Annotated in this window: 19 protein-coding genes; 6 read left to right on the forward strand and 13 right to left on the reverse strand. The window is 67.7% G+C overall.

The genetic code is table 11. The features are described 5' to 3' along the window. Window positions 1-28 precede the first annotated feature (28 nt). From BLU74_RS01380 to dcd, 7 genes are all read right to left on the reverse strand, one after another. Window positions 29-592, reverse strand: coding sequence for a DUF8054 family protein (locus BLU74_RS01380; protein WP_089764319.1), 564 nt, complete (start codon window positions 590-592; stop codon window positions 29-31). Window positions 593-594: 2 nt separating this feature from the next. Beyond that, a complete protein-coding gene (locus BLU74_RS01385; protein WP_089764322.1) occupies window positions 595-1368 on the reverse strand; it encodes a nucleotide-binding protein in 774 nt (257 codons plus the stop codon). A 64-nt stretch (window positions 1369-1432) separates the two neighbouring features. After that, complete coding sequence (locus BLU74_RS01390; RefSeq protein ID WP_089764324.1) at window positions 1433-3067, reverse strand: cobyric acid synthase; 1635 nt, start codon at window positions 3065-3067, stop codon at window positions 1433-1435. Beyond that, on the reverse strand, window positions 3067-3780 hold the full coding sequence (locus BLU74_RS01395; RefSeq protein ID WP_089764326.1) for a cob(I)yrinic acid a,c-diamide adenosyltransferase: 714 nt from the start codon (window positions 3778-3780) through the stop codon (window positions 3067-3069). The genes BLU74_RS01390 and BLU74_RS01395 overlap by 1 nt, the downstream gene beginning before the upstream one ends. Before the next feature lie 141 nt (window positions 3781-3921). Beyond that, window positions 3922-4917 (reverse strand): glutathione S-transferase family protein, encoded by a 996-nt coding sequence (locus tag BLU74_RS01400; RefSeq protein WP_089764328.1) that lies wholly within the window; start codon window positions 4915-4917, stop codon window positions 3922-3924. Between the two features lie 345 nt (window positions 4918-5262). Continuing rightward, complete coding sequence (locus BLU74_RS01405; RefSeq protein WP_089764331.1) at window positions 5263-6171, reverse strand: thiamine-phosphate synthase family protein; 909 nt, start codon at window positions 6169-6171, stop codon at window positions 5263-5265. A 1-nt stretch (window position 6172) separates the two neighbouring features. Continuing rightward, on the reverse strand, window positions 6173-6787 hold the full coding sequence (dcd, locus tag BLU74_RS01410) for a dCTP deaminase (protein WP_089764333.1): 615 nt from the start codon (window positions 6785-6787) through the stop codon (window positions 6173-6175). A gap of 124 nt (window positions 6788-6911) precedes the next feature. Between dcd and pth2 the strand changes: the two genes are divergently transcribed. The 4 genes from pth2 (at window position 6912) to BLU74_RS01430 (ending at window position 10803) form a co-directional block, all read left to right on the forward strand. Next, on the forward strand, window positions 6912-7250 hold the full coding sequence (gene pth2 / locus BLU74_RS01415; protein WP_089764335.1) for a peptidyl-tRNA hydrolase Pth2: 339 nt from the start codon (window positions 6912-6914) through the stop codon (window positions 7248-7250). Between the two features lie 75 nt (window positions 7251-7325). Further along, the gene (locus BLU74_RS01420) at window positions 7326-8393 is read left to right on the forward strand and encodes a sensor histidine kinase (protein ID WP_089764337.1); all 1068 of its coding nucleotides are present in this window, start codon (window positions 7326-7328) and stop codon (window positions 8391-8393) included. 57 nt (window positions 8394-8450) lie between these two features. Next, on the forward strand, window positions 8451-9833 hold the full coding sequence (gene truD, locus BLU74_RS01425) for a tRNA pseudouridine(13) synthase TruD (RefSeq protein WP_089764339.1): 1383 nt from the start codon (window positions 8451-8453) through the stop codon (window positions 9831-9833). 244 nt (window positions 9834-10077) lie between these two features. Continuing rightward, window positions 10078-10803, forward strand: coding sequence for a DUF2103 domain-containing protein (locus BLU74_RS01430; RefSeq protein WP_089764342.1), 726 nt, complete (start codon window positions 10078-10080; stop codon window positions 10801-10803). Between the two features lie 53 nt (window positions 10804-10856). On the opposite strand, the gene BLU74_RS01435 is transcribed toward BLU74_RS01430, so the two are convergent. The 3 genes from BLU74_RS01435 to aspS all read right to left on the reverse strand — a co-directional run bounded on the left by BLU74_RS01435 (window position 10857) and on the right by aspS (window position 13935). Continuing rightward, window positions 10857-11618, reverse strand: coding sequence for a 4-phosphopantoate--beta-alanine ligase (locus BLU74_RS01435; RefSeq protein WP_089764345.1), 762 nt, complete (start codon window positions 11616-11618; stop codon window positions 10857-10859). A 75-nt stretch (window positions 11619-11693) separates the two neighbouring features. Then, the gene (locus tag BLU74_RS01440; protein WP_089764347.1) at window positions 11694-12533 is read right to left on the reverse strand and encodes a pantoate kinase; all 840 of its coding nucleotides are present in this window, start codon (window positions 12531-12533) and stop codon (window positions 11694-11696) included. A 97-nt stretch (window positions 12534-12630) separates the two neighbouring features. Then, window positions 12631-13935 carry an aspartate--tRNA(Asn) ligase gene (aspS, locus tag BLU74_RS01445; protein WP_089764349.1) on the reverse strand — a complete coding sequence of 435 codons (1305 nt, stop codon included), beginning with the start codon at window positions 13933-13935 and terminating at the stop codon, window positions 12631-12633. Between the two features lie 265 nt (window positions 13936-14200). On the opposite strand from aspS, the gene BLU74_RS01450 reads away from it, so the two are divergent. Beyond that, complete coding sequence (locus BLU74_RS01450) at window positions 14201-14656, forward strand: arsenate reductase/protein-tyrosine-phosphatase family protein (protein ID WP_089764351.1); 456 nt, start codon at window positions 14201-14203, stop codon at window positions 14654-14656. Continuing rightward, window positions 14637-15968 (forward strand): MFS transporter, encoded by a 1332-nt coding sequence (locus BLU74_RS01455; RefSeq protein ID WP_089764353.1) that lies wholly within the window; start codon window positions 14637-14639, stop codon window positions 15966-15968. Before BLU74_RS01450 ends, BLU74_RS01455 begins: the two co-directional genes overlap by 20 nt. A gap of 344 nt (window positions 15969-16312) precedes the next feature. On the opposite strand, the gene BLU74_RS01460 is transcribed toward BLU74_RS01455, so the two are convergent. The 3 genes from BLU74_RS01460 to BLU74_RS01470 all read right to left on the reverse strand — a co-directional run bounded on the left by BLU74_RS01460 (window position 16313) and on the right by BLU74_RS01470 (window position 18926). Further along, entirely contained in the window at window positions 16313-17035 is a 723-nt protein-coding gene (locus BLU74_RS01460; RefSeq protein ID WP_089764355.1) for a phosphoglycerol geranylgeranyltransferase, read from the reverse strand. An 81-nt stretch (window positions 17036-17116) separates the two neighbouring features. After that, window positions 17117-17788: a winged helix-turn-helix domain-containing protein gene (locus BLU74_RS01465; RefSeq protein ID WP_089764357.1), complete on the reverse strand. Its 672-nt coding sequence runs from the start codon at window positions 17786-17788 to the stop codon at window positions 17117-17119. 61 nt (window positions 17789-17849) lie between these two features. Beyond that, complete coding sequence (locus tag BLU74_RS01470) at window positions 17850-18926, reverse strand: glutamate--cysteine ligase (protein WP_089764359.1); 1077 nt, start codon at window positions 18924-18926, stop codon at window positions 17850-17852. Window positions 18927-18965 lie beyond the last annotated feature (39 nt).

Consider the following 18965-nt stretch of genomic DNA (forward strand, 5'->3'; position numbering starts at 1 on the left):
TGCCGACCGATCGCCGGCAGGGGGCCGATCAGTGACCTTCTTCGGAGTCGTCGAGTTGCCCCGTCAGTCCCCACTCGGCAGCACGCGAGCGGGCCTCAGCACGAGCCTCCTCGCGGATGGCTTCGATGCCCTCCGTATCGGCCAGAAAGGCTTCGACCGCGCTCGGCGCGTCCTCCTCAGAGACTCGTTCGTCCGGGGCAGCGGCGCGCGTGCGCTCGACGAGGGCGTCGTCCCCGGCGAGTCGTCGCGCCGGCGCGGTCGGGGCGACCCGGAACTCGTCGACGCGGTGGGCCGCCGCCAGCGCCGAGGCGGGGAGTTCGTACAGTTCGGCGTGGAACAGTTCGCCCGTGAGCGCGTCGAGCGCGGCCGCGCCGCCGGCGTCGCTCCCGGGGTGGTACGCCAAGACCGGCACGCCCGCCTCGAAGGTGACGACGGCCCGTTCGTCGTCGCCGAGGAGGATCGATCCCTGCGGCTCGAAGACGACGTAGCCAGTGAGTTCGCGCGCCAGCACGTCGGCGAGGGTCGCGCCGACGTCCGCGTCGGTCCGGGACCGGCAGAGGTCGCCCTCGGGGATGTGGCCGTCGGCGAGCATCCTCACGGACGGTCCGGCACGACGGCGCTCCGGAACCGATCGGCGACGCCCGCGGCATCACCGGCGCGCACGTCGAGCGCCGCCGCCGCCTCGTGGAATGCATCGGCGGCGGGGTCGCCCGGTGCGTGCGCGAGCAGCGGTTCCCCGGCGCGACGGGCCGCGCGCACGGCGTCGCTCTCGGGGACGCTCGCCAGCGTCGTGCCGCCGAAGTAGCGGGCGGCCTGGTCGGCGACGGCGTCGACGTCCTCGTCGGGGCGCGCGCGGTTGAACAGCACGCCGGCCGTCTCGGTGCCGTACGAACGGGCGTACTCCTGCACCTTCAGGCCGTCCGACAGCGAGGGCACCGTCGGCTGGAGCACGACGACGATCCGATCGGCCAGGACGATCGGAAGCACGGCGCTCTTCGAGCCGAGTGCTGCCGGCGAGTCCAGGAGGAGGACGTCGGTGTCGGCCGCCAGTTCGGCGACCACGTCGCGGAGGAGCCCCGGATCCGCCGATTCGAACGCCGTGAGGCTCGTCCCGCAGGGCACCACAGACATCCCGAAGCGATCGTACACGGCCGCGGAGACCGGGACGTCGCGCTCGGCGAGCAGCAGGTCGTGCAGTGTGACGTCGGCGTCGTCGAGGCCGGTGTGAAAGAGGAGGTTCGCCATCCCGGTGTCGGCGTCGATGACCGTCACGTCGTATCGCTCTGCGAGCGCCATCCCGAGCGCCAGCGTGCTCGTCGTCTTTCCGGTGCCGCCCTTGCCGCTGGCGACCGCGAACGCTTCGACCATACCTGACGCACGCGACACCCCCTCAAAAGTCTTCGAGTCCGAGGCGCAACGGCGGTGTTCGGCGCTACTCCCCCGGAACCGACGCGAGCAGGGCCGCAAGTGAAACAGCGCCGACGAGGTCGGCAGCGCGCTCGAACGGGTCGGCACCGCGCGTTTCCCCGTGCAGTCGCTCGGGCGGGCGCTGGGGGCCCGCGTGCGCGAAGACGCTGTTCACGAACGCCGCGCGCGCCGCCTCGTTCTCGAAGAGTCCGTGGAGGTAGGTCCCGAGCGTCTCGCCCGCGGCCGCGCCGAGCGTGAGCGGGTCCCGCCCCGCGGCCGTGAACGGGGTCGCGACCGGTCCCGCGCTGTCCGCCGCGTCGGCGGGCCGGGTCTCCCCGGCGTGGATCTCGTAGCCGGCGACGGTGCCGGACGCGCCGGCCAGCGGCCCGGTCCCCTCGAGCTCCCACTCGACGGGCGCGACACGCTTTCGGGCGGAGAACTCGGTCTCGACGGGGAGCAGGCCGATCCCCTCGCGCGTCGCGTCCGCACCGACGCCTTCGACATCGGCGGCGACGAGGCGCTCGCCCAGGAGTTGATAGCCGCCGCAGAGGCCGACGATCGGGCCCTCGAAAGCCTGCAGTCGCTCGGAGAACCCGGCCTCGCGGAGCGCCTGCAGGTCGTCGGCGGTGTTCTTCGTCCCGGTGATGACGACGGCGTCGGCGCCGTCCAGCGAGGCATCGAGCGGAACGAACGCGACTCGGACGCCCGGTTCGGACGCGAGCGGGTCCAGATCGGCCGTGTTCGACGCGCGGGGAAGTCGCGGGACTGCGACGGTGACGCTCCGGGCATCGGAGACGCCGTCGTCGTCGCCGCGGGTCTCGCGCTCGTCGGGGGCCGGCAGCGAGACGCTGTCCTCCTCGGGAAGCCCGGGGTCGTCGTACGGGAGCACAGCCAAGACCGGCACGCCCGTGCGGGCCTCGATTTCGTCGATGCCCGGTTCCAGGAGGGAGCGGTCGCCCCGAAATTTCGTGATCGCGACGCCGGCGACCCGCTCGCGGACGTCGTCGGGGAGGAGTTCGAGCGTCCCGAGGATCGACGCGAACACGCCACCGCGCTCGATGTCTGCGACGAGCAGGATCGACGCGTCCGAGAAGCGGGCGGTCTCGACGTTGGCGAGGTCGCGGTCGTGGAAGTTTATCTCGGCGATGGAGCCCGCGCCCTCGGCGACGACGACGTCGTGCTCGGCCGCGAGCCGAGCGTGTGCCGCTTCGGCCGCCGCTCGGGCCCGCTCCCAGTGCGCGTCGTAGTACTCGCCGGCCGCATAGTGGCCGACGGCGACGCCGTCGACGACGACCTGTGACTCGCCCTCGCCGCGCGGCTTCAGGAGGACGGGATTGTGGTCGGTCGTCGGCTGGACCCTCGCCGCGCGCGCCTGGACGAACTGTGAGACGCCGATTTCGCCGAACGCCGGATCGTCGCGTTCGGCGGTGGCCGCCCCCTTGCTCGCTCGGACCGCGCCCGGGCGCACGACTGCGCGGGCTTCGTTACTCATATTCTGTGCCTTGAACGGCGCGACGTCGACGCCGGCGTCGGCGAGGCGGCGACAGAGGCCGGCGGCGACCGTGCTCTTACCCACGTGGCTCGCCGTGCCCGCGACGAGGATCGTCTCTGCCGCGTCCGCGGTCGGCGCAGCGGCGTCGCCGTCGACCCCCGCGGGCATCAGTACTCCGTGCCCTTCCGCGCCCGAATCCCCGCGTCGAAGGGGTGCTTCAGCTTCCGCACCTCAGTCACCAAATCGGCGTCGTCGAGGAGGTAGGTCGGCTCCGTGTGGCTCCCGGTCAGGACGAGTTCTAGGTTCTCGGGCGTGGCGTCGAGGAGGTCGAGCACGTCCGACTCGTCGAGGAGCCCCTGCTCGACGGCGTAGAGGATCTCGTCGAGGACGAGCAGGTGAACGCCGTCTTCGGGGTCGGCGTCGGGGGCGAGCGGTTCGGTCAAGTCGGCGTCGGCTGCGCCGGCGACGATCTCTTCGGCCCGAGCGAGCGCGCCGCGAGCCTTCGCGTGGTGCTCGTCGTCGTCGGAGCCGTCGAGCAGGCCGTGCCACCCGTAGTGGCCGGTGTTCTCATAGGAGATGCCCGGAACCGACGCGATGGCGTTGTACTCGCCGCGGACGCCCTCGACCGAATCAGCGCCGCCCTTCAGGAACTGGAGGACGTGCACGCGGTAGCCGTGCCCGGCGGCGCGGAACGCCATCCCGAGCGACGCCGTGGTCTTGCCCTTGCCGTCGCCCCACCACGCCTGCACGAGACCGAACTCCGCAGGGGCCGCGGGCTCGATCTCGTCCGCTGTCGGTCGAACGCCGCCGCCGGGCGTCTCGCGGCGCGTCGATTCGGGCGTGGGATCCTCGGGCGTCGATGACGAGTCTGCGTCTGTCATACCGTTCGGGACGGGCGGCGTGGTCAAGAAAGCGACGCGTTGTGCAGATGTCGCGCCGCGGCCAGCAGAGGCGATCGATGCTCGAACCGCGGCGATGCGACAGGCAGCAGAACCGACCGACGCGTCGGGCGAACGGCCCGTTCAGTCGTCGGCGAGCGCTGCGTCGCCGCTGAGTTCCGCGGGCAGGTCGGCCGGCAGTCGGTCGCGGTTGTGCGGCGCGGAGAAGTCGATGGTGGGACCGGTCGGTACGATCCGCTTGGGGTTCAGATCCTCGTGACTCGAGTAGTAGTGTCGGGTGATGTGATCGATGTTCACCGTCTCGGCGATCTCGCCCAGCTGGTAGACTTCCTTCGTGTAGTTCCAGAGATTGGGGTACTCGTGGATCGCCTGTTGGTTGCACTTGAAGTGCGTGTGATAGACGTGGTCGAAGCGGACCAGGGTCGCGAACATCGCGACGTCGGCCTCGGTGAAGGTTTCGCCCGCGACGAAGCGCTGGTCTTCGAGGACCTCCTCCCAGTGGTCGAGTGCGTCGAAGAGGTCTTCGACCGCCGCGTCGTACGCTTCTTGGGTGTCGGCGAAGCCGGCACGGTAGACGCCGTTGTTGATCGACTCGTAGACGTCGTCGATGATGGTGTCGATCTCGTCTTCACGGCCCTCGGGAAGGAGTTCGACGCCGTTCTCGTCGCCGAACGCGGTGACGAGCATCCGCATAATCTCGCGGGACTCATTGTTCACGATGGTCTCTTGCGCTGTGTCCCACAGGACGGGAACGGTCACGCGTCCGGTGAACTCGTGATCGGCGCGGGTGTAGATGTCCCGGAGGTATTCCTCACCGTAGAGCGGGTCGGGGTACTCCTCGGAGAACTCCCACCCGTCGTCGTAGCGCTCGGGTTCGACGATCGACAACGAGATGTCGTCGGTGAGACCGAGGAGTCGGCGGGTCATCGCCACGCGGTGTGCCCACGGGCAGGCCCGTGAGATGTAGACGTGGTAGCGACCGGACTCGGCCGGGTACTCGGCGTCGGGATCGTCCTGGATCCAGTCGCGGAACGTGGTCTCCTGCCGGTCGAATTCGCCGTCCTCGTTGGTCGTCTCGTATGCGTCTGTCCGCCACTCGCCGTCGACGAGCATGTTCATCGAACGACCCCTCCGGCGGCCACTCGATCGGTTGCCGTCGATCTGGCGATGGATATCGCTTCGGAATTCATCACTTGGATAATGGACTTCTGTGTGTGTAAGTCGTTTGGCTGTTGGTGCGCGCTGTACACGACCGTTCGGTGGCTGCTGTGTGACGTCGTCGAGGTGGTGCCTCTCACCCAACGTTGTCGGGGGAGTGCCTCCCACACGATGTCGTCGCCGCGATGCCTCCCGCGCGGTGTCGTCGGTGCGCTGGCTTCGACTCACTGGGTACGGACGCCGAGGGCGACGTGGCGGCGAGCGGGCGGCACGGGGACGATAGTACCGACGGCACGGCGAGACCCGTCAGTCGCCGAGCAGCGTCTTGACCGCAGTCACGACCGCTTCAGCGTCGGGCCCCAGCACGTAGGTGATCGGTTCGATGCCGTAACCGCCGGTCTGATAGCACACGAACGTCGAGGAGAGGTCCTCGCGGTCCGCGAGCGCCTCGCGGATGGGATCCGTCGGGGCGTCGGCGTCGAACTCGACGGCGTCGTAGCCCGCGGCCTCGAGGCCGGCGACGACCTCCGGGTCGTAGCGGACGTTGATCGCGGCGTGGACGTCGCGGCCGGCGTCGCGAGCCGACAGCAGCACGCTTGCGACGTGCTCGCTGACACCGAATTCGGGGTCGCCGGGGATCGTCGCGCGGCCCTTGACGTCGAAGATGCGTCCGGGGACGCCGGCCACGTCGTCGACGGTCGCGGCCTCCGGAAGGCTCTCGACGAGGTTCGAGCCGACGTTCGGAATCAGCCCGGCGAAGCCGCTCGCGTTCGTGAGTCGGCGGAGGGCCCGCCGGACCGACGACCGGACCTGTTCGCTCGTCCGCAGGCCGCTGTCGGGGTCGTGGATGCGCTCGTAGCCCTCGTGGTCGGCGAGTTCGGGCATCGCCTCCTCGTGGAGTCGCGCGAGGAGGTCACCCGCCTCCAGCCGGCGGACGAGCACCTCGGCCTCGACGAGCGCCTGGACGCGGCTCATATCGCCGGTCGCGAGCCCCTCGCCGACGCGTTCGACGAGGTCTGCGACGCGCTCGTCTTCGAGCACTTCCTCGCGCCGGTTCACATCCCCGTGAGCGTACTTCGAGACGGCGCTCTGGCTGATGCCGAGCGCCTCGGCCACCTCGTGCTGTGTGAGGCCTCGGTCGCGGAGGTCCTCGGCGAGCATCGAGCGGAACGTCGGGAGAAACTCGTCGACGACGACTTCCTCGATGAACTTCATCTTACGTCGACTCGGCGCCCCCGTCGGTCCCGCGCGTCTCCTCGAACTCGGGGTCGGCGCCGATTCGGGAGGCCTGGGGGCCCTCCTGCCCCTGGTACTTCGAGCCGCGGTCCGCGCCGTACGGGCGCGCGGCGGGCTGTGTGAGCTCCGTGAAGACGAGCTGGGAGACGCGCATCCCCGGCGTGAGTGCGACCGGAGCCGTGCCGAGATTCGACAGTTCGAGCGTGATCTGGCCCTCGTATCCGGGGTCGACGATGCCGGCCGTCGCGTGGATGACGACCGCCAGCCGACCCAGCGAGGAGCGCCCCTCGACCGTCGCCAGGAGGTCGGGCGGGATCTCGACGCGCTCTTTGGTCGTGCCGAGGACGAAGTCGCCGGGGTGGAGGATGAACTCCTCGCCCTCGGGGACCCGCGTCTCGGTCACGTAGTCGGAGACCTCCGACTCGCGGTTCGGGTGGATACAGGAGATGTTCGTCCGCTGGAACTCCAAGAACTCCTCGCCGAGGCGCAGATCGAGGCTCGCCGGCTGGACCTGCATATCGAGGTCGTCGATCGGTTCGACGACGAGGTCGCCGGCCTCTAGTCGCGCGAGGATGTCGTCGTCCGAGAGTATCATCGTGCGAGACACCGGGAGCGAGCGACGTAAAGGCACACGCTTTCCCGCGACCCGCGTGACAGGCAACGCCGGGGCGCGACCCCCAAAGCGAGGACATATACCGGCTCGCGGGCCATTCGCGCCTATGAAGCAGGCAATCGTCGCCCGGACCGACCTCGGAATGGGTCGCGGCAAGCTCGCTGCGCAGGTGGCCCACGCGTCGCTGTCGGCCTACGAGGACACGGGCCGGCGGACGAGAACGGAGTGGAAAGGTGGCGGGCAGAAGAAGGTCGTCCTCAAGGCCGACGGCGAAGACGCGCTGTTCCGCCTCGCCGACGAGGCCGAGCGGCTGGGTCTCCCGAACGCTATCGTCCGGGACGCGGGACACACACAGGTCGATCCGGGAACGGTGACGTGTCTGGCCGTCGGCCCCGGCTCCGACGAGGAAGTCGATCGGGTGACTGGCGACCTCTCGTTGTACTGAGCGACCGTATCGGTCCGCGGCCGCGAAACCCAACGGCCAAACGACTTACCACCCCTCGCGACGCAGAACAGATAGATGAACGAATTCGCGGGGGTTGATCCGGACGACGCGTTCGCCCGGATCGCGGAGGACCTCGGCGACGCGGTACTCGTACACGACGCGGCGAGCGGCGATCTCGTCGCCGTCGCCGGCGGGATCGAGGCGGTGTTCGGATACGATCGCGAGTCGTTTCGGACCCTCGACCCGGGCGCGTACGTCGTCGACACGGATGCGGAGTCCGAGGTCCGATCCGAGGCAGTAGAGGAAGCGGAACGCGGCGAGCACGGAACGTACCGCTGGCGGGCGCGCCGCGCCGACGGAACGACGTTTCGGGCGGAGTCGACCGTCTCGAAGACGACCCTCGACGGGCGAGAGTGCCTCGTGAGCGTCGTCAGAGACGTGACGAAGCGGAGCGAGCGCGAACTCGAACGGTTCGCGGAGACGCTGACACACGATCTCCGGAACCCACTCAACGCGGCCCAGGCGCAGGTCACCATCCTGCGCGAGGAAGCCGAAGGCGGCGAGGAGTTCCTCGATCGGCTGGACCGCGTCCACGGTCGGATGGCCGACATCGTCGACGACGTCCGCGCGCTGGTCAGCGACGGACACCGCATCGACGACGGCGAGCGGGTCGACCTCGCGGAGGTCGTCACCGACGCGTGGGACGCGATCTGTGAGTACCGAGGAGAGAACGACAGCGGACCGTGCGAGCCGTCGAGTGAGGAGGGGGCGACCTGCATCATCGAGGGCGACCTGGGAACGGTCGTCGGAGACGAGCGGCGCATCGGCCGCCTGTTCGAGAACCTCTTCGAGAACGCGCTCCGGCACGCGGACGACGGCGAGGTCACCGTTCGGGTCTCGCCGCTGCCCGAGGCCGGGGGCGTCGCCGTCTCGGACGACGGTCCGGGGATCCCGCCAGCCGAGCGCGAACGGATCTTCGAGTACGGCTACACCACCGCCGACAGCGGGACGGGATTCGGGCTGAACATCGTCGTCTCCGCAGCGGCCGCCCACGGGTGGGACGTCACGGTCCGCGAGTCGGCCGCGGGCGGCGCGCGGTTCGAGATCACTGGGATGGACGACGGACCCGGCAGTCCCGAGTAGCCGCGACCGACGGGAACCGGAGCGACCTTACTTGTCGAGCGGCATTCGAAGAACCGAATGCGCGAGGCCCACCCGCTGGAACGTCGCGTCGGGATCGAATATTACTGCAGCGACGCCGACGGGACCGGCGGTCGGCTGCGCGACCGGCCCGAGGACTTCCGGGTCCGCGAGATCGAGGCGGTCGAGCCCGAACCCCTCGACGCAGATCCGGGCGATTTCCCGCACCTTCTCGTCCGGGCGACGCTCCGCGAGTGGGACACGAACGACTTCGCCAACCGGCTCTCGAACGCGCTCGGAATCAGCCGTGAACGGGTCTCCTGGGCGGGGACGAAAGACAAACACGCCGTCACGACGCAGCTGTTCACGCTCGCAGACGTCGATGCCGAGCGGCTCCCGGAGATCGCGGGGGCCGACGTCGACGCTCTCGGACGGGTGGGCCGGGCGCTCCACTTCGGCGACCTGGCGGGCAACGCCTTCGAGGTCCGCGTCCGCGACGCCGACACCGACCCCGTGCAGTCGATCACCGAGGCGTTGCACGGCGTCCGTTCGGGCGGCGAGGACGCTGCAGTCGCTGCGTCCGGAGCTCCCGTCGAGGTGGCCGTCCCGAACTACTTCGGCCACCAGCGGTTCGGCAGCCGCCGGCCCGTCACCCACGAGGTTGGCCTGGCGATCGCCCGCGGGGCGTGGCGCGAAGCGGTGTTGACGTACGTCGGCAACCCCTACGAGGCGGAGCCCAGCGCGACCCGCGCGGCCCGCGAATTCGTCGACGAGCAGGCCGCGACAGCCGAGCCAGACTGGGCGGCCGCGCTCGAACGGATGCCCGGCGCGCTCCGGTTCGAGCGGTCGATGCTCCACCGGCTTCGCGAGGACGGGAGCGAGAACCCCGCGGACTGGCGGCACGCGCTGGAAGCAGTGCCCTCGAACCTCCAGCGGCTGTTCGTCAACGCCGCGCAGTCGTACGCGTTCAACCGCATCATCAGCGAGCGGCTGAGTCGTGGGCTGCCGTTGACCCACCCCGTCGAGGGCGACGTGGTGTGCTTCGCCGATAGCGACGCGCCAGCGGAGTTGTCCCGTCCGGATACCGACCGCACGAACGTCGCCACCGACGGCCGGGTCGACGTGATGCGTCGCCACTGCGAGCGGGGGCGCGCCTTCGTGACCGCACCGCTCGTCGGCACCGAGACCGACCTCGCGGCGGGCGAACCGGGCGATGTCGAGCGAGCGGTACTGTCCGATCTCGACCTCGCACCCGAGGACTTCGACCGGCCGGGCGAGTTCCACTCGACGGGAACGCGCCGGGCGGTCCTGCTACGGACGGCCGTCGAGACCGACGTCGATCCCGACGCCGATTCATACGAACTCTCGTTTTCGCTCCCGTCGGGGTCCTACGCGACGGTCCTGTTCAGAGAGTACCTGAAGACGAGCCCCCGAGACCTCTGACGGCGACCGTCGGAGTCGATCGTCCCACGGGGCCCGAGACAGGTGACACGGAGGGCTCGGGAACGGACAGCACGGGAAAACCACAGATGGATGGCGCAGGGAACTCACAGGTGGATGGCACACCGGGCTCCGAGATCGGTGGCACCGAACAGTTCGCTCTCGGGGCAGTCAGAGCGGTGCAGAATCCGGACTGGGCGCAGCCACCGATAGCCGTGCTTTTATTTTTCCGTCGTCTCCGTTCGGTATGGACTGCCGGCGGTGCGGCACGCCGCTCGAACGCCCGGGCGATTACTGCCTGGTCTGTAACACGGCCAACTGCGACGCCGTGGTCGTCGTCTTCGAGCGCGACCGCGCGGAACTGACGATGCTCGACGACGAGGAGATCGTCGGCCGGACCGCGCTGACGACGATGCCGGAGGACGATCCCGAGGCGGCGGTCGTCGAACTCCGGAACTTCGCGGGCCGCGTCGCCGACGACATCCGCCGGAAGCGCCCCGAGACGGTCTTCGCGTCCGGCGATCGCGACGTCTTGCGCGAGGCGCGGGCACAACTGCACCACGAATTCTATCGGATCGCCGCCGACGACCCCGTCGAGCGCGTCCTCGAACGCCGCGGCGAGCGCTCGCTGGAAGTCGTCGAGACGGCGCCGAAAGAGAAACTCGGCGGCTCGCACTCGACGCTCATCGGCGGGCGCAAAGGCCGGCGCGCGATCGGCGTCGTGGCCGACCACCCGCACGTGAAGAAGATCGTCCCCGGGCCGATCGACGCCGGCGGTACGGGATCGAGGACTGGCCTCCGCGCGAAGGTGACCCGCGCCGACGACAACGGCAACGTCCGGCTGCTGCTGCGCGACGGATCGAGCGTGCAGGAGAACCGGATCGTCACGACCGCAATGGACCGCGAGACCGGAGAGTTCGTGCGCGGCGATCTCAACGAGGCGCTCGTCGAAGCCGAGTTGCAGGAGACGTGAAAGGCCACCTCGCGGCCGACTGAGACCCGTCGAGCCGGGCGCTCGGGGTCCCGTTATTCCAGGTCGCCAGAGCGGATGGTCCCCTCGGCGGCGTCGAGGGCCGCTTCCGGGTCGAACGATCGAACGATCGCCTCCAGGTCATCGGTGGCGGCGGACTCCAGTTCCTGTGCGTGCTCGGTGATGTTCGGGACGGCTCGGAGGATGTTGTCGACGATCGGAACGGCGGCGGTTTTGGCCGACCGCGAGAGGGGATTCAGGTCGATCACGATCTCGCTCTTGCCCATCACCGAGAGCGCCTCCGCGCGGTCGCCGTCCTCGAGCGGTACGAGCACCACGTCCGCCGACCCGATACCGCCGGCGTCGACCTTCGAGCGCTCGTGGTCGAGACCGGGGAGCCGCGCGTCGGCGGTCAGTCCCTTGATCGGGACCCCGGCTTCCTCAGCGCCGTGGTCACGGAGGTGCGCGGCGATCGTGCGCATCCGCTCGTCGGTCCGGTTGAACAGGTTCACCTCGATAGCGGCGTCCACGGCCGCCGCGAGGTCGATCATCTCCCCCGGGACGAGTGCGGCCACGTTGCCGTTGACCGAGAGGACCGGGCGCTCGGCGAGGTGCAGGAGTGCGGCGGCGGCGCGAGCGGCCTCGTCGGCGGACGGGAGCGTCTCCTCGCCGAGGAGGTAATCGAACGCCTCGCCGCGACCCTCGGCGATGAGGCCCTGACGGCTGGTGATTCCCTTGTCGACTCCTTCCTCGATCCGGTGTCGCGTGAGCAGCGACTGGTACCGCGGGTGGCTCTCCGGCACGTCGATCTCGCTCATACGACAGGGATCGGGCGGCCGAGAGAAAAGCGGGCCGATTCCGGGAGCGTCAGTCGACGGGAGCGCCTCGGGAACTCACTCCGCCGATCGGAGCGTCGCGCCCGCGGCGTGGACCGAGCAGACCGCGGGATCGTAGCCGGCCGCGGAGAGACTGTCACCGAACGCGAAGACGGTATCGCCGAGCATCGCCATCGCGGCATCGCCGCCGGCGTCTCGGACGTCGGTGATGGCGTCGCCGACGCGCTCGGTGAGGAGATCGGCCTCGCGAGCGAATCGCCGCGAGAGGGCGAGGAATCGCGACGGCGTCGGCTCCGCCCGGAGGTCCGAGAGCGCTCGCTCGCCAGCGGCGGTCAGCGCGCGCGTGTCGCCCGAGAGAATCTGCTCCGTCGAAACCGAGCCGAACGTAACGTACTCGACGCGGGGGCTGGCGGGGATACCATCGAGGCGGCCGTGAGCCGGGCCGCCGGGGTCCAGGCGGATCGGAAGGCCGCCACGGGCCTGCGCCACGACGTCGCCGAGGCCCGTTCCCGCGTCGACTTCCGCGCGGTGTGCGATCCCGACGAGGTCGTTCTCGGTCCGCCGGGTGTCGGCGATCGCGTTGATGGCGTAGGCCGTCCCGAGCGCGAGCGCCCCGGAGACGCCGAAGCCGGCCCCGAGCGGGAGTGGCGTCTCCGCGGTCACGACGACGTCGCCCGCGTCCAGGGCCTCGAGCACGGCGTCGACGGCATCGACGTCGATCGGATCGCCGTTGAGTCTGAGCGAGGGGCCGCTCTCGCGGTGGACGCGGACGTCGACGCCGTGCGACAGCGTGATCCCGGCACCCCGAGAACCCGCCGCCGACGGGTCGTCGTCGGGGTGGGCGCTGAAGAAGCCCGTGATGTGGCCGGGGACGAACGCCGTCGCCTCGTCTGTCATCGCGTGTCGGTTGCAGGGGCCGCGTTAAATCGGACGCGGTTTGGTGAGGCGCTGCGCTTGGTCCGGCGGGCTCAGGTGCTCGCAGTCGCGTCGTCGCCTACGGCGACAGACGCTGGCGGTCGCGCGGGAACAACACGGCCTCCCGAATGTTCTCCAGTCCGAGCATCGTCATCACGAGGCGCTCGCCGCCGAGTCCCCAGCCGGCGTGTGGCGGCATCCCGTATTTGAACATCTTCGTGTAGTACTCGAACTGGTCGGGGTCGAGTCCCTGCTGCTCGAAGCCGGCCACGAGGTGCTCATAGCGGTGTTCACGCTGGCCGCCGGAGACGAGTTCCATCCGCGGGTGCATCATATCGAAGCCCGTCGAGAGTTGCTCGTCGTCGTCGTGGTCCTTGATGTAGAACGGCTTGATCTCCGAGGGCCAGTCGGTGATGAAGTAGTGCGAGCCGACGTCGTCGCCGAGCGCGCGCTCGCCCTCGGTGGGGAGGTCGTCGCCCCAGACGAGTTGCTCGTCGAGTTCGCCCGTCGCGTTGATCCGCTCGATGGCCTCCTCGTAGGTGAGACGCGGGAGCTCGCCGTCGGGAACCTCGAACTCCTCGGTGAGACCCAGCGTCTCCAGTGCGGACTCGCAGTTCGCCGCGACGCCCTCGTAGGCGCTCTTGACGACGTGCTCGCAGGCGTCCATCGCCTCGGTGTGGTCGACGAAGGCCGACTCGAAGTCGATCGACGTCGCCTCGTTGAGGTGCCGCGGCGTGTTGTGCTCCTCAGCGCGGAAGATCGGACCGATCTCGAAGACGCGTTCGAGGCCGGAGCCGACCATCAGCTGCTTGAACAGCTGCGGCGATTGGTTCATAAACGCCTCCTCGCCGAAGTACGTGATCGGGAACAGCTCGGTGCCGCCCTCGGTCCCGGTGGCGACGATCTTCGGGGTGTTGATCTCCGTGCAGCCGAGGTCGCGGAAGGCCGCGCGGACGGAGCGGAGGATCTCCGAGCGGATCTCGAAGACCGCCTTCACCTCCCCCTTTCGGAGGTCGAGCGTCCGGTTGTCGAGCCGCGTCGACAGTTCGGCGTCGACTTTCCCGGAGGGATCGAGCGGGAGTTCGGTGTCGGACTCGGCCAGCACCTCGATCGATTCGGGGAGGATCTCGACGTCGGTCGGCGCACGCGGCTCCTCTTTCACCGAGCCGCTGACGCTGATGACGCTCTCGCGGGCCACGTCGAGGCCGGTCTCGACGAGTTCGTCGTCCATCGAATCCTCCTCGAGTTTGATCTGAATCTTCCCCGATTTGTCCCGAACAATGAGGAAAGCGATCCCGCCGAGGTCACGGACCTCGTGGACCCAGCCGGCGACGGTAACCTCGTCGCCGGGCGCGGCGTCAGCCGTGAAAGTTCTGTTCTGCATAGTCGGATGTACCGGCCCGCCGGTCTTAAAAACGGGCGATTCACATCCACCTTTTTCCACGGAGGGGTCCTGTAGACCGTGGACCCCTCCGCGCAAAAACCTGGAGGGAAAAATGCCGCCGGACTCGCGGCCTGCGCCCGCTCGTCGGCGTGAACCGCTCGCTTCGCTCGCGGATGCTCAGTACGGGATATATATCTCTCGGTAGGGGTCATAGTAATCACTTTCTGCGCACGAATGAGATCATCGGCCAGAGCGTGAAACTCGGATTCGTTTTTGTCCAAACGCGGGGAGAAGCCAAACGTCCGCCGAGTTCGCCCGGCAAGAGCGGAAGCGGCGGGGACTTGGAAACTGGGGGTGGAATTCTCACAGGAGGACCAATCCCGCAGACGAAATCTACCCTGAGGTTGTCGAGGTAATGCGGGAGATCGGTGTTGAGCGTTCTGAACAAGAGTTCCAAGAAGTCTCGACGGCGGAGTTGGACGAATGCGGTGTTGTGGCCACAGTGGGCTGCTCAACGTTTGAATCAGAGGCCGACGTAGAAATCCGTGGTTGGGTCTTGAAAGACCCCCATACACAGGAGAGCAAGAAGGTCTGTGAGATCCGTGACGAACGTGAGCAACTCGTTACAAATCCCTTCGACGAGTATATCGGCAAGAGGCGAGCGGAAGATTCGCAGGCAATGCGACCGGCTGGTTCAGAGGATGGAACGTCAACAGGCTGAGGCGGCAGGACCGCTTGACGCATTCCGGCAGTTCTTCGCTTTGCAGCGGGACGTACTGGTGCTCTCGCTGGCGATGTTCGCATTCAGCCTTGGCTTCCAGATGACTAGCCGGTACCTGCCCGAGTATATTGTCGCACTCGGTGCATCCGGCTTCGTTGTCGGACTATTCGGGACAGTTGGAAACATCATTTCAGCGGTCTACCCGTACCCTGGCGGCGCGGTGTCCGACCGTCTCGGCTCGCGCTACGCGCTCACTGTCTTCGGCTTGCTCTCGACTGTGGGCTTCGGGGTCTGGCTGGTCGCACCCGCTATCGGGACAGTAGAACTCGCAAGTGTTGCTATTCAGCCCTGGATCTGGATCTTCGTTGGATTGTTTCTGGCACAGGCGTGGAAGTCATTCGGCCTGGGTGCGACGTTCGCGGTCGTCAAACAAGCGACCGACCCCTCGCGGCTGGCGGCGGGCTTCGCCAGCACTGAAACGTTCCGCCGGACCGCGTTCCTGATCGGTCCGGTGCTGGCGGCTGTTCTCATCGGCTTTCACCCTGAGTTCACCGTCAGTTTCCAGTACGTTCTTGCGACCGCGGTCGTCTTTGGGGCCGTCGGCACCATCGTCCAGCACTTCCGCTACGACGCCAGTTCGGATACCATTGGGGACTCCTTCGAGGGGCTTGAGCAAGTCCGACGGGATTTCCGGGATATGCCCGAAGAACTCCGGCCGTTGCTGGTCGGCGACACGCTCGTCCGCTTCGCCAACGGTATGGTCTACGTGTTCTTTGTCCTCGTTGTCACGCGTTTCCTCAGCGTTGGTCTAGAAACGACGATCGCTGCTGGCGGGTTTTCGTATGCCCTTGACCTGTCGCCGGAGGCCTTCTTCGGATATCTGCTCGGGGTCGAGATGCTGATCGCACTGCTCGTAATGGCCCCCGCTGCCAAGGCCGCCGAGCACGTCGGACTCAAACCTGTCGTTGCACTCGGGTTCGCCGTCTATGCCACGTTTCCGATCGTGCTCATCAACACTCCAGAGAGTACACTTGCGTTGATCCTCGTGTTCGCGTTCTCGGGGCTGCGTTTCGCGGGCCTGCCTTCCCATAAGGCACTGATTGTCGGGCCTGCCGAGCAGGACACTGGTGGCCGCGTCACGGGCACGTACTACCTGCTCCGGAACACGGTGGTCATCCCGAGCGCGGCGGTCGGCGGCTACCTATGGGACTCCGTCAGTCCCGAGATCGCCTTCACAGTCGCCTCTGTCGTCGGTCTCGTCGGTACTGGTTACTTCCTGCTCTTTGGCAGGGAATTCGACGCGTACCGCTGACCCATTCTGAACCGGGGTGCAAGATACGCAGTCAGGACCTGAGCGCTGATTCGTCCGAATCGACCTGAATTATAGTAGCGTTTGCAAGTCTTCACTCACACGATCGCACGATGGCGTGCGATCGGCTGAGCAATCAGTTGCAAACGCTACTATAGATACCGCACACGCTGTCCGATTTCGATCGGAGAGGGAACCGGACTGGACCGAACGCGACTGGACTGGATCGAACGCGACTGGACTGAACCGAACGCGACTGGACTGAACCGAACGTGACTGGACCGAACGCGACTGGACTGAACCGAACGCGACTGGACTGGACCGAACGCGACCGATCGGATCGTGTGCTACTCGAGGACCGCTTCGGCGTGGGCGTCGGTCACGCCTTCAACAGTCTCGCGGATGGCGTCGACACCCTCGTCGTGCAGCAGGTCACCGACGACGATCGTGTCGGCGTGCTGTCCCATCTCGTAGGCGCTGTCGTAATCGCCGATCCCGCCGCCGTAGAACAGCGTCGACTCCTCGAGAGCGTCGCGAGCGGCGGCGACCTTCTCGGGGTCGCCGAACGTGCCCGAGTACTCGATGTAGACGATCTCCTGTCCGAACATCTTCTCTGCGACGGCCGCGAAGGACGCGACGTCGGCGGCGGTCTGGTCGGTGTCGGCGTCGGTAAGTTCGGCGACCGAGGCGTCGGGGTTGAGAACGATGTACGCCTCCGTCGTCGTACGGTCCCAATCGAGCGGGCCGTCGATGCGGACCCACTCTTTGTGCGCGCCGGTCACCCAGAACGAGGAGTCGGCGTTGAATACGGTCGGGACGAGATACCCGTCGAGAGCGTCGGATTCGATGACGACGCCCGGATTCGAGGGCTCCTGATAGAGCGGCACGTCGTAGCGCGCGCAGGCGTCGACAACGTTCTGCATCTTCTCGGTCGTGATGTCGAGTGTCCCCCCGATCTCGATGGCGTCGGTGCCGGTCCGGCAGACGTCCTCGAACGTCTCTCCGTCCACGAGGTCTTTATCCGGGTCCACTTTCAGCACGTGGTCCCAGTCGGTCCAAGGCCCGGTCATTGGCGGTACGTCGCCGTGAGGCGTTAAAAATGACGCGAAAACACCGGTCGGACGAAACGGTCTGGGCGCTCGGCGGCCGCGTCAGGCCGACTCGTCGGAGTCGGTCGGGTCGGTGTCCGTCGACGTGTGGTCGTCGTCCTCGTCGCTCGGGTCCTCGTCGACGGTGATGCTGACGGGACCGCCGTCGCTCTCTTCGGTCGCTCCCCCGAGCCGGCTGTCGAGGTTGAAGACGGTGTTCAGTTCGGATTGGACCTGTTCGGCGACCCCCCGGACCAGATCGCTCGGGGCGATCGCGGTGTACTCGTAGGGATTGTTCCCCGCCCCCGCGTTCTCGCGCTTGCGGCGCGAGACGGTCTCTTCCTCGTGGAGGTCCGCGAGCGCCTCCCGGACGGTACTGGGGTAGAGGCCGGTTCCGTCCGCGACTTCCTCGCTGGTGGAGTGGGGGTTCTTTCGGAGGTAGACGTAGATGCGAGCGCGCGTCTCCGTGTCGAGGAGCCACGCGAGCAGGTCGACGATCCCCTCGTCGAACTCCGAGACCGCGCGATCGGCTTCGGCTTCGAGGCGAGCGCGGGCACTCGCGCCTCCTTCGTCCTCCTCGTAGGTGTCGTCCGCGGCCGCTTCGACCGTGCCGTCTGCGTCCGCGACGTCGATTTCGATCCCGTCCTGCTCGTGGGTGTCGTCTCCACCCGCTGGTGATTCATCGCTCCCCGCTTCGTGCTCGTCGTGCTCGTCGTGTGGATCCTCGGAGGACATCGTGTTCTATCAAGAAGGTCAGATCTCGCCGGCTAAAAGCTTTTCTCGCCGCGGGCGTCCCTCAATCGAGGCAGATCGCCTCGCACAGCGCGTCCATTCCCGCCTCGTCGCGGAGGCGACGCTGCCACGCCGCCCCGCTCTCGGTGTCGAAGCGCCGGCGGAGCGCGTCCGTCGGCAGTCGGTCGGATTCGGCGGCGACGAACTCCGCGAGCGTCACAGTGTCTTCGGCATCGCGAGTGATGAACTCGGCGTCGTAGCCGTACCGCATCGCGTGCCACTTGTTCGCGTCGAGGAGTTCGCGGCGGATCTCGTGCCCTGACTCGCCGGCCTCATAGCGGTCCGCGAGGTCGCGGACCAGCGCGTAGACGTACTCCACGAAGTCGACCGTCGCGGCCGGGTTGCTCTGGGCGTCCGGCGTGCGTACTTCGACGGTGCCGTGACCGGTGTGCGGGCGGACGTCGTACCAGAGTTCGCCGCGGTCCTCGATCGAGCCGAGTTCGACCATCCGCCGCTCGAACTCGAGATACGACTCGAAGTCCTCGAACCGGGTCGGCATCCCCGTGTTCGGCAGCGCCTCGAAGATCTTCGCGCGGGCCGACGAGAGTCCCGTATCCAGTCCGCACCAGAACGGTGAGTTGACCGACAGCGCGAGTACCGGCGGCAGATACCACCGGAGTTCGTTCGCGATCCAGGTAGCCTTCTCGGCGTCGTCGACGCCGACGTGGATGTGCAGTCCCGCAGTGGTGTTGCGATGCTGTGGATACTGGATGCGGTCGAGTTGGGACTGATACCGCGGCTTCGTCGCGTGATCGAGTTCGCGCCAGTCCGCGGCCGGGTGGAGCCCCGCGGCCGCGATGCGGTAGCCGTGATCCGCCGCGTGCTCGATGAGCGCCTCGCGGACTTCGCGGACGACCGAGCCGACCGAGTCGATGTCCTCGATCAGCGGCGTCTGCGTTTCGATCGTGAACTGGAACAACTCGTGATCGATGCGGTCTTCGAGAATCCCCGTCGGGGGGTGGTCGTAGACGAGATCAGAGATACCTGACGTCGGACGGCCGCGCTCGTCGACGATGTAGAACTCCTCTTCGACGCCGAGCGTGCCCATCCGGTCGAAGGCGTCAGCCGACCCTAGGTCCATCAGCACGTGGTTTGCGGGGCCTGATTAAATAGGTCGCGG

This window comes from Halobellus clavatus, from assembly GCF_900107195.1.
GTDB classification, from domain to species: domain Archaea; phylum Halobacteriota; class Halobacteria; order Halobacteriales; family Haloferacaceae; genus Haloquadratum; species Haloquadratum clavatum.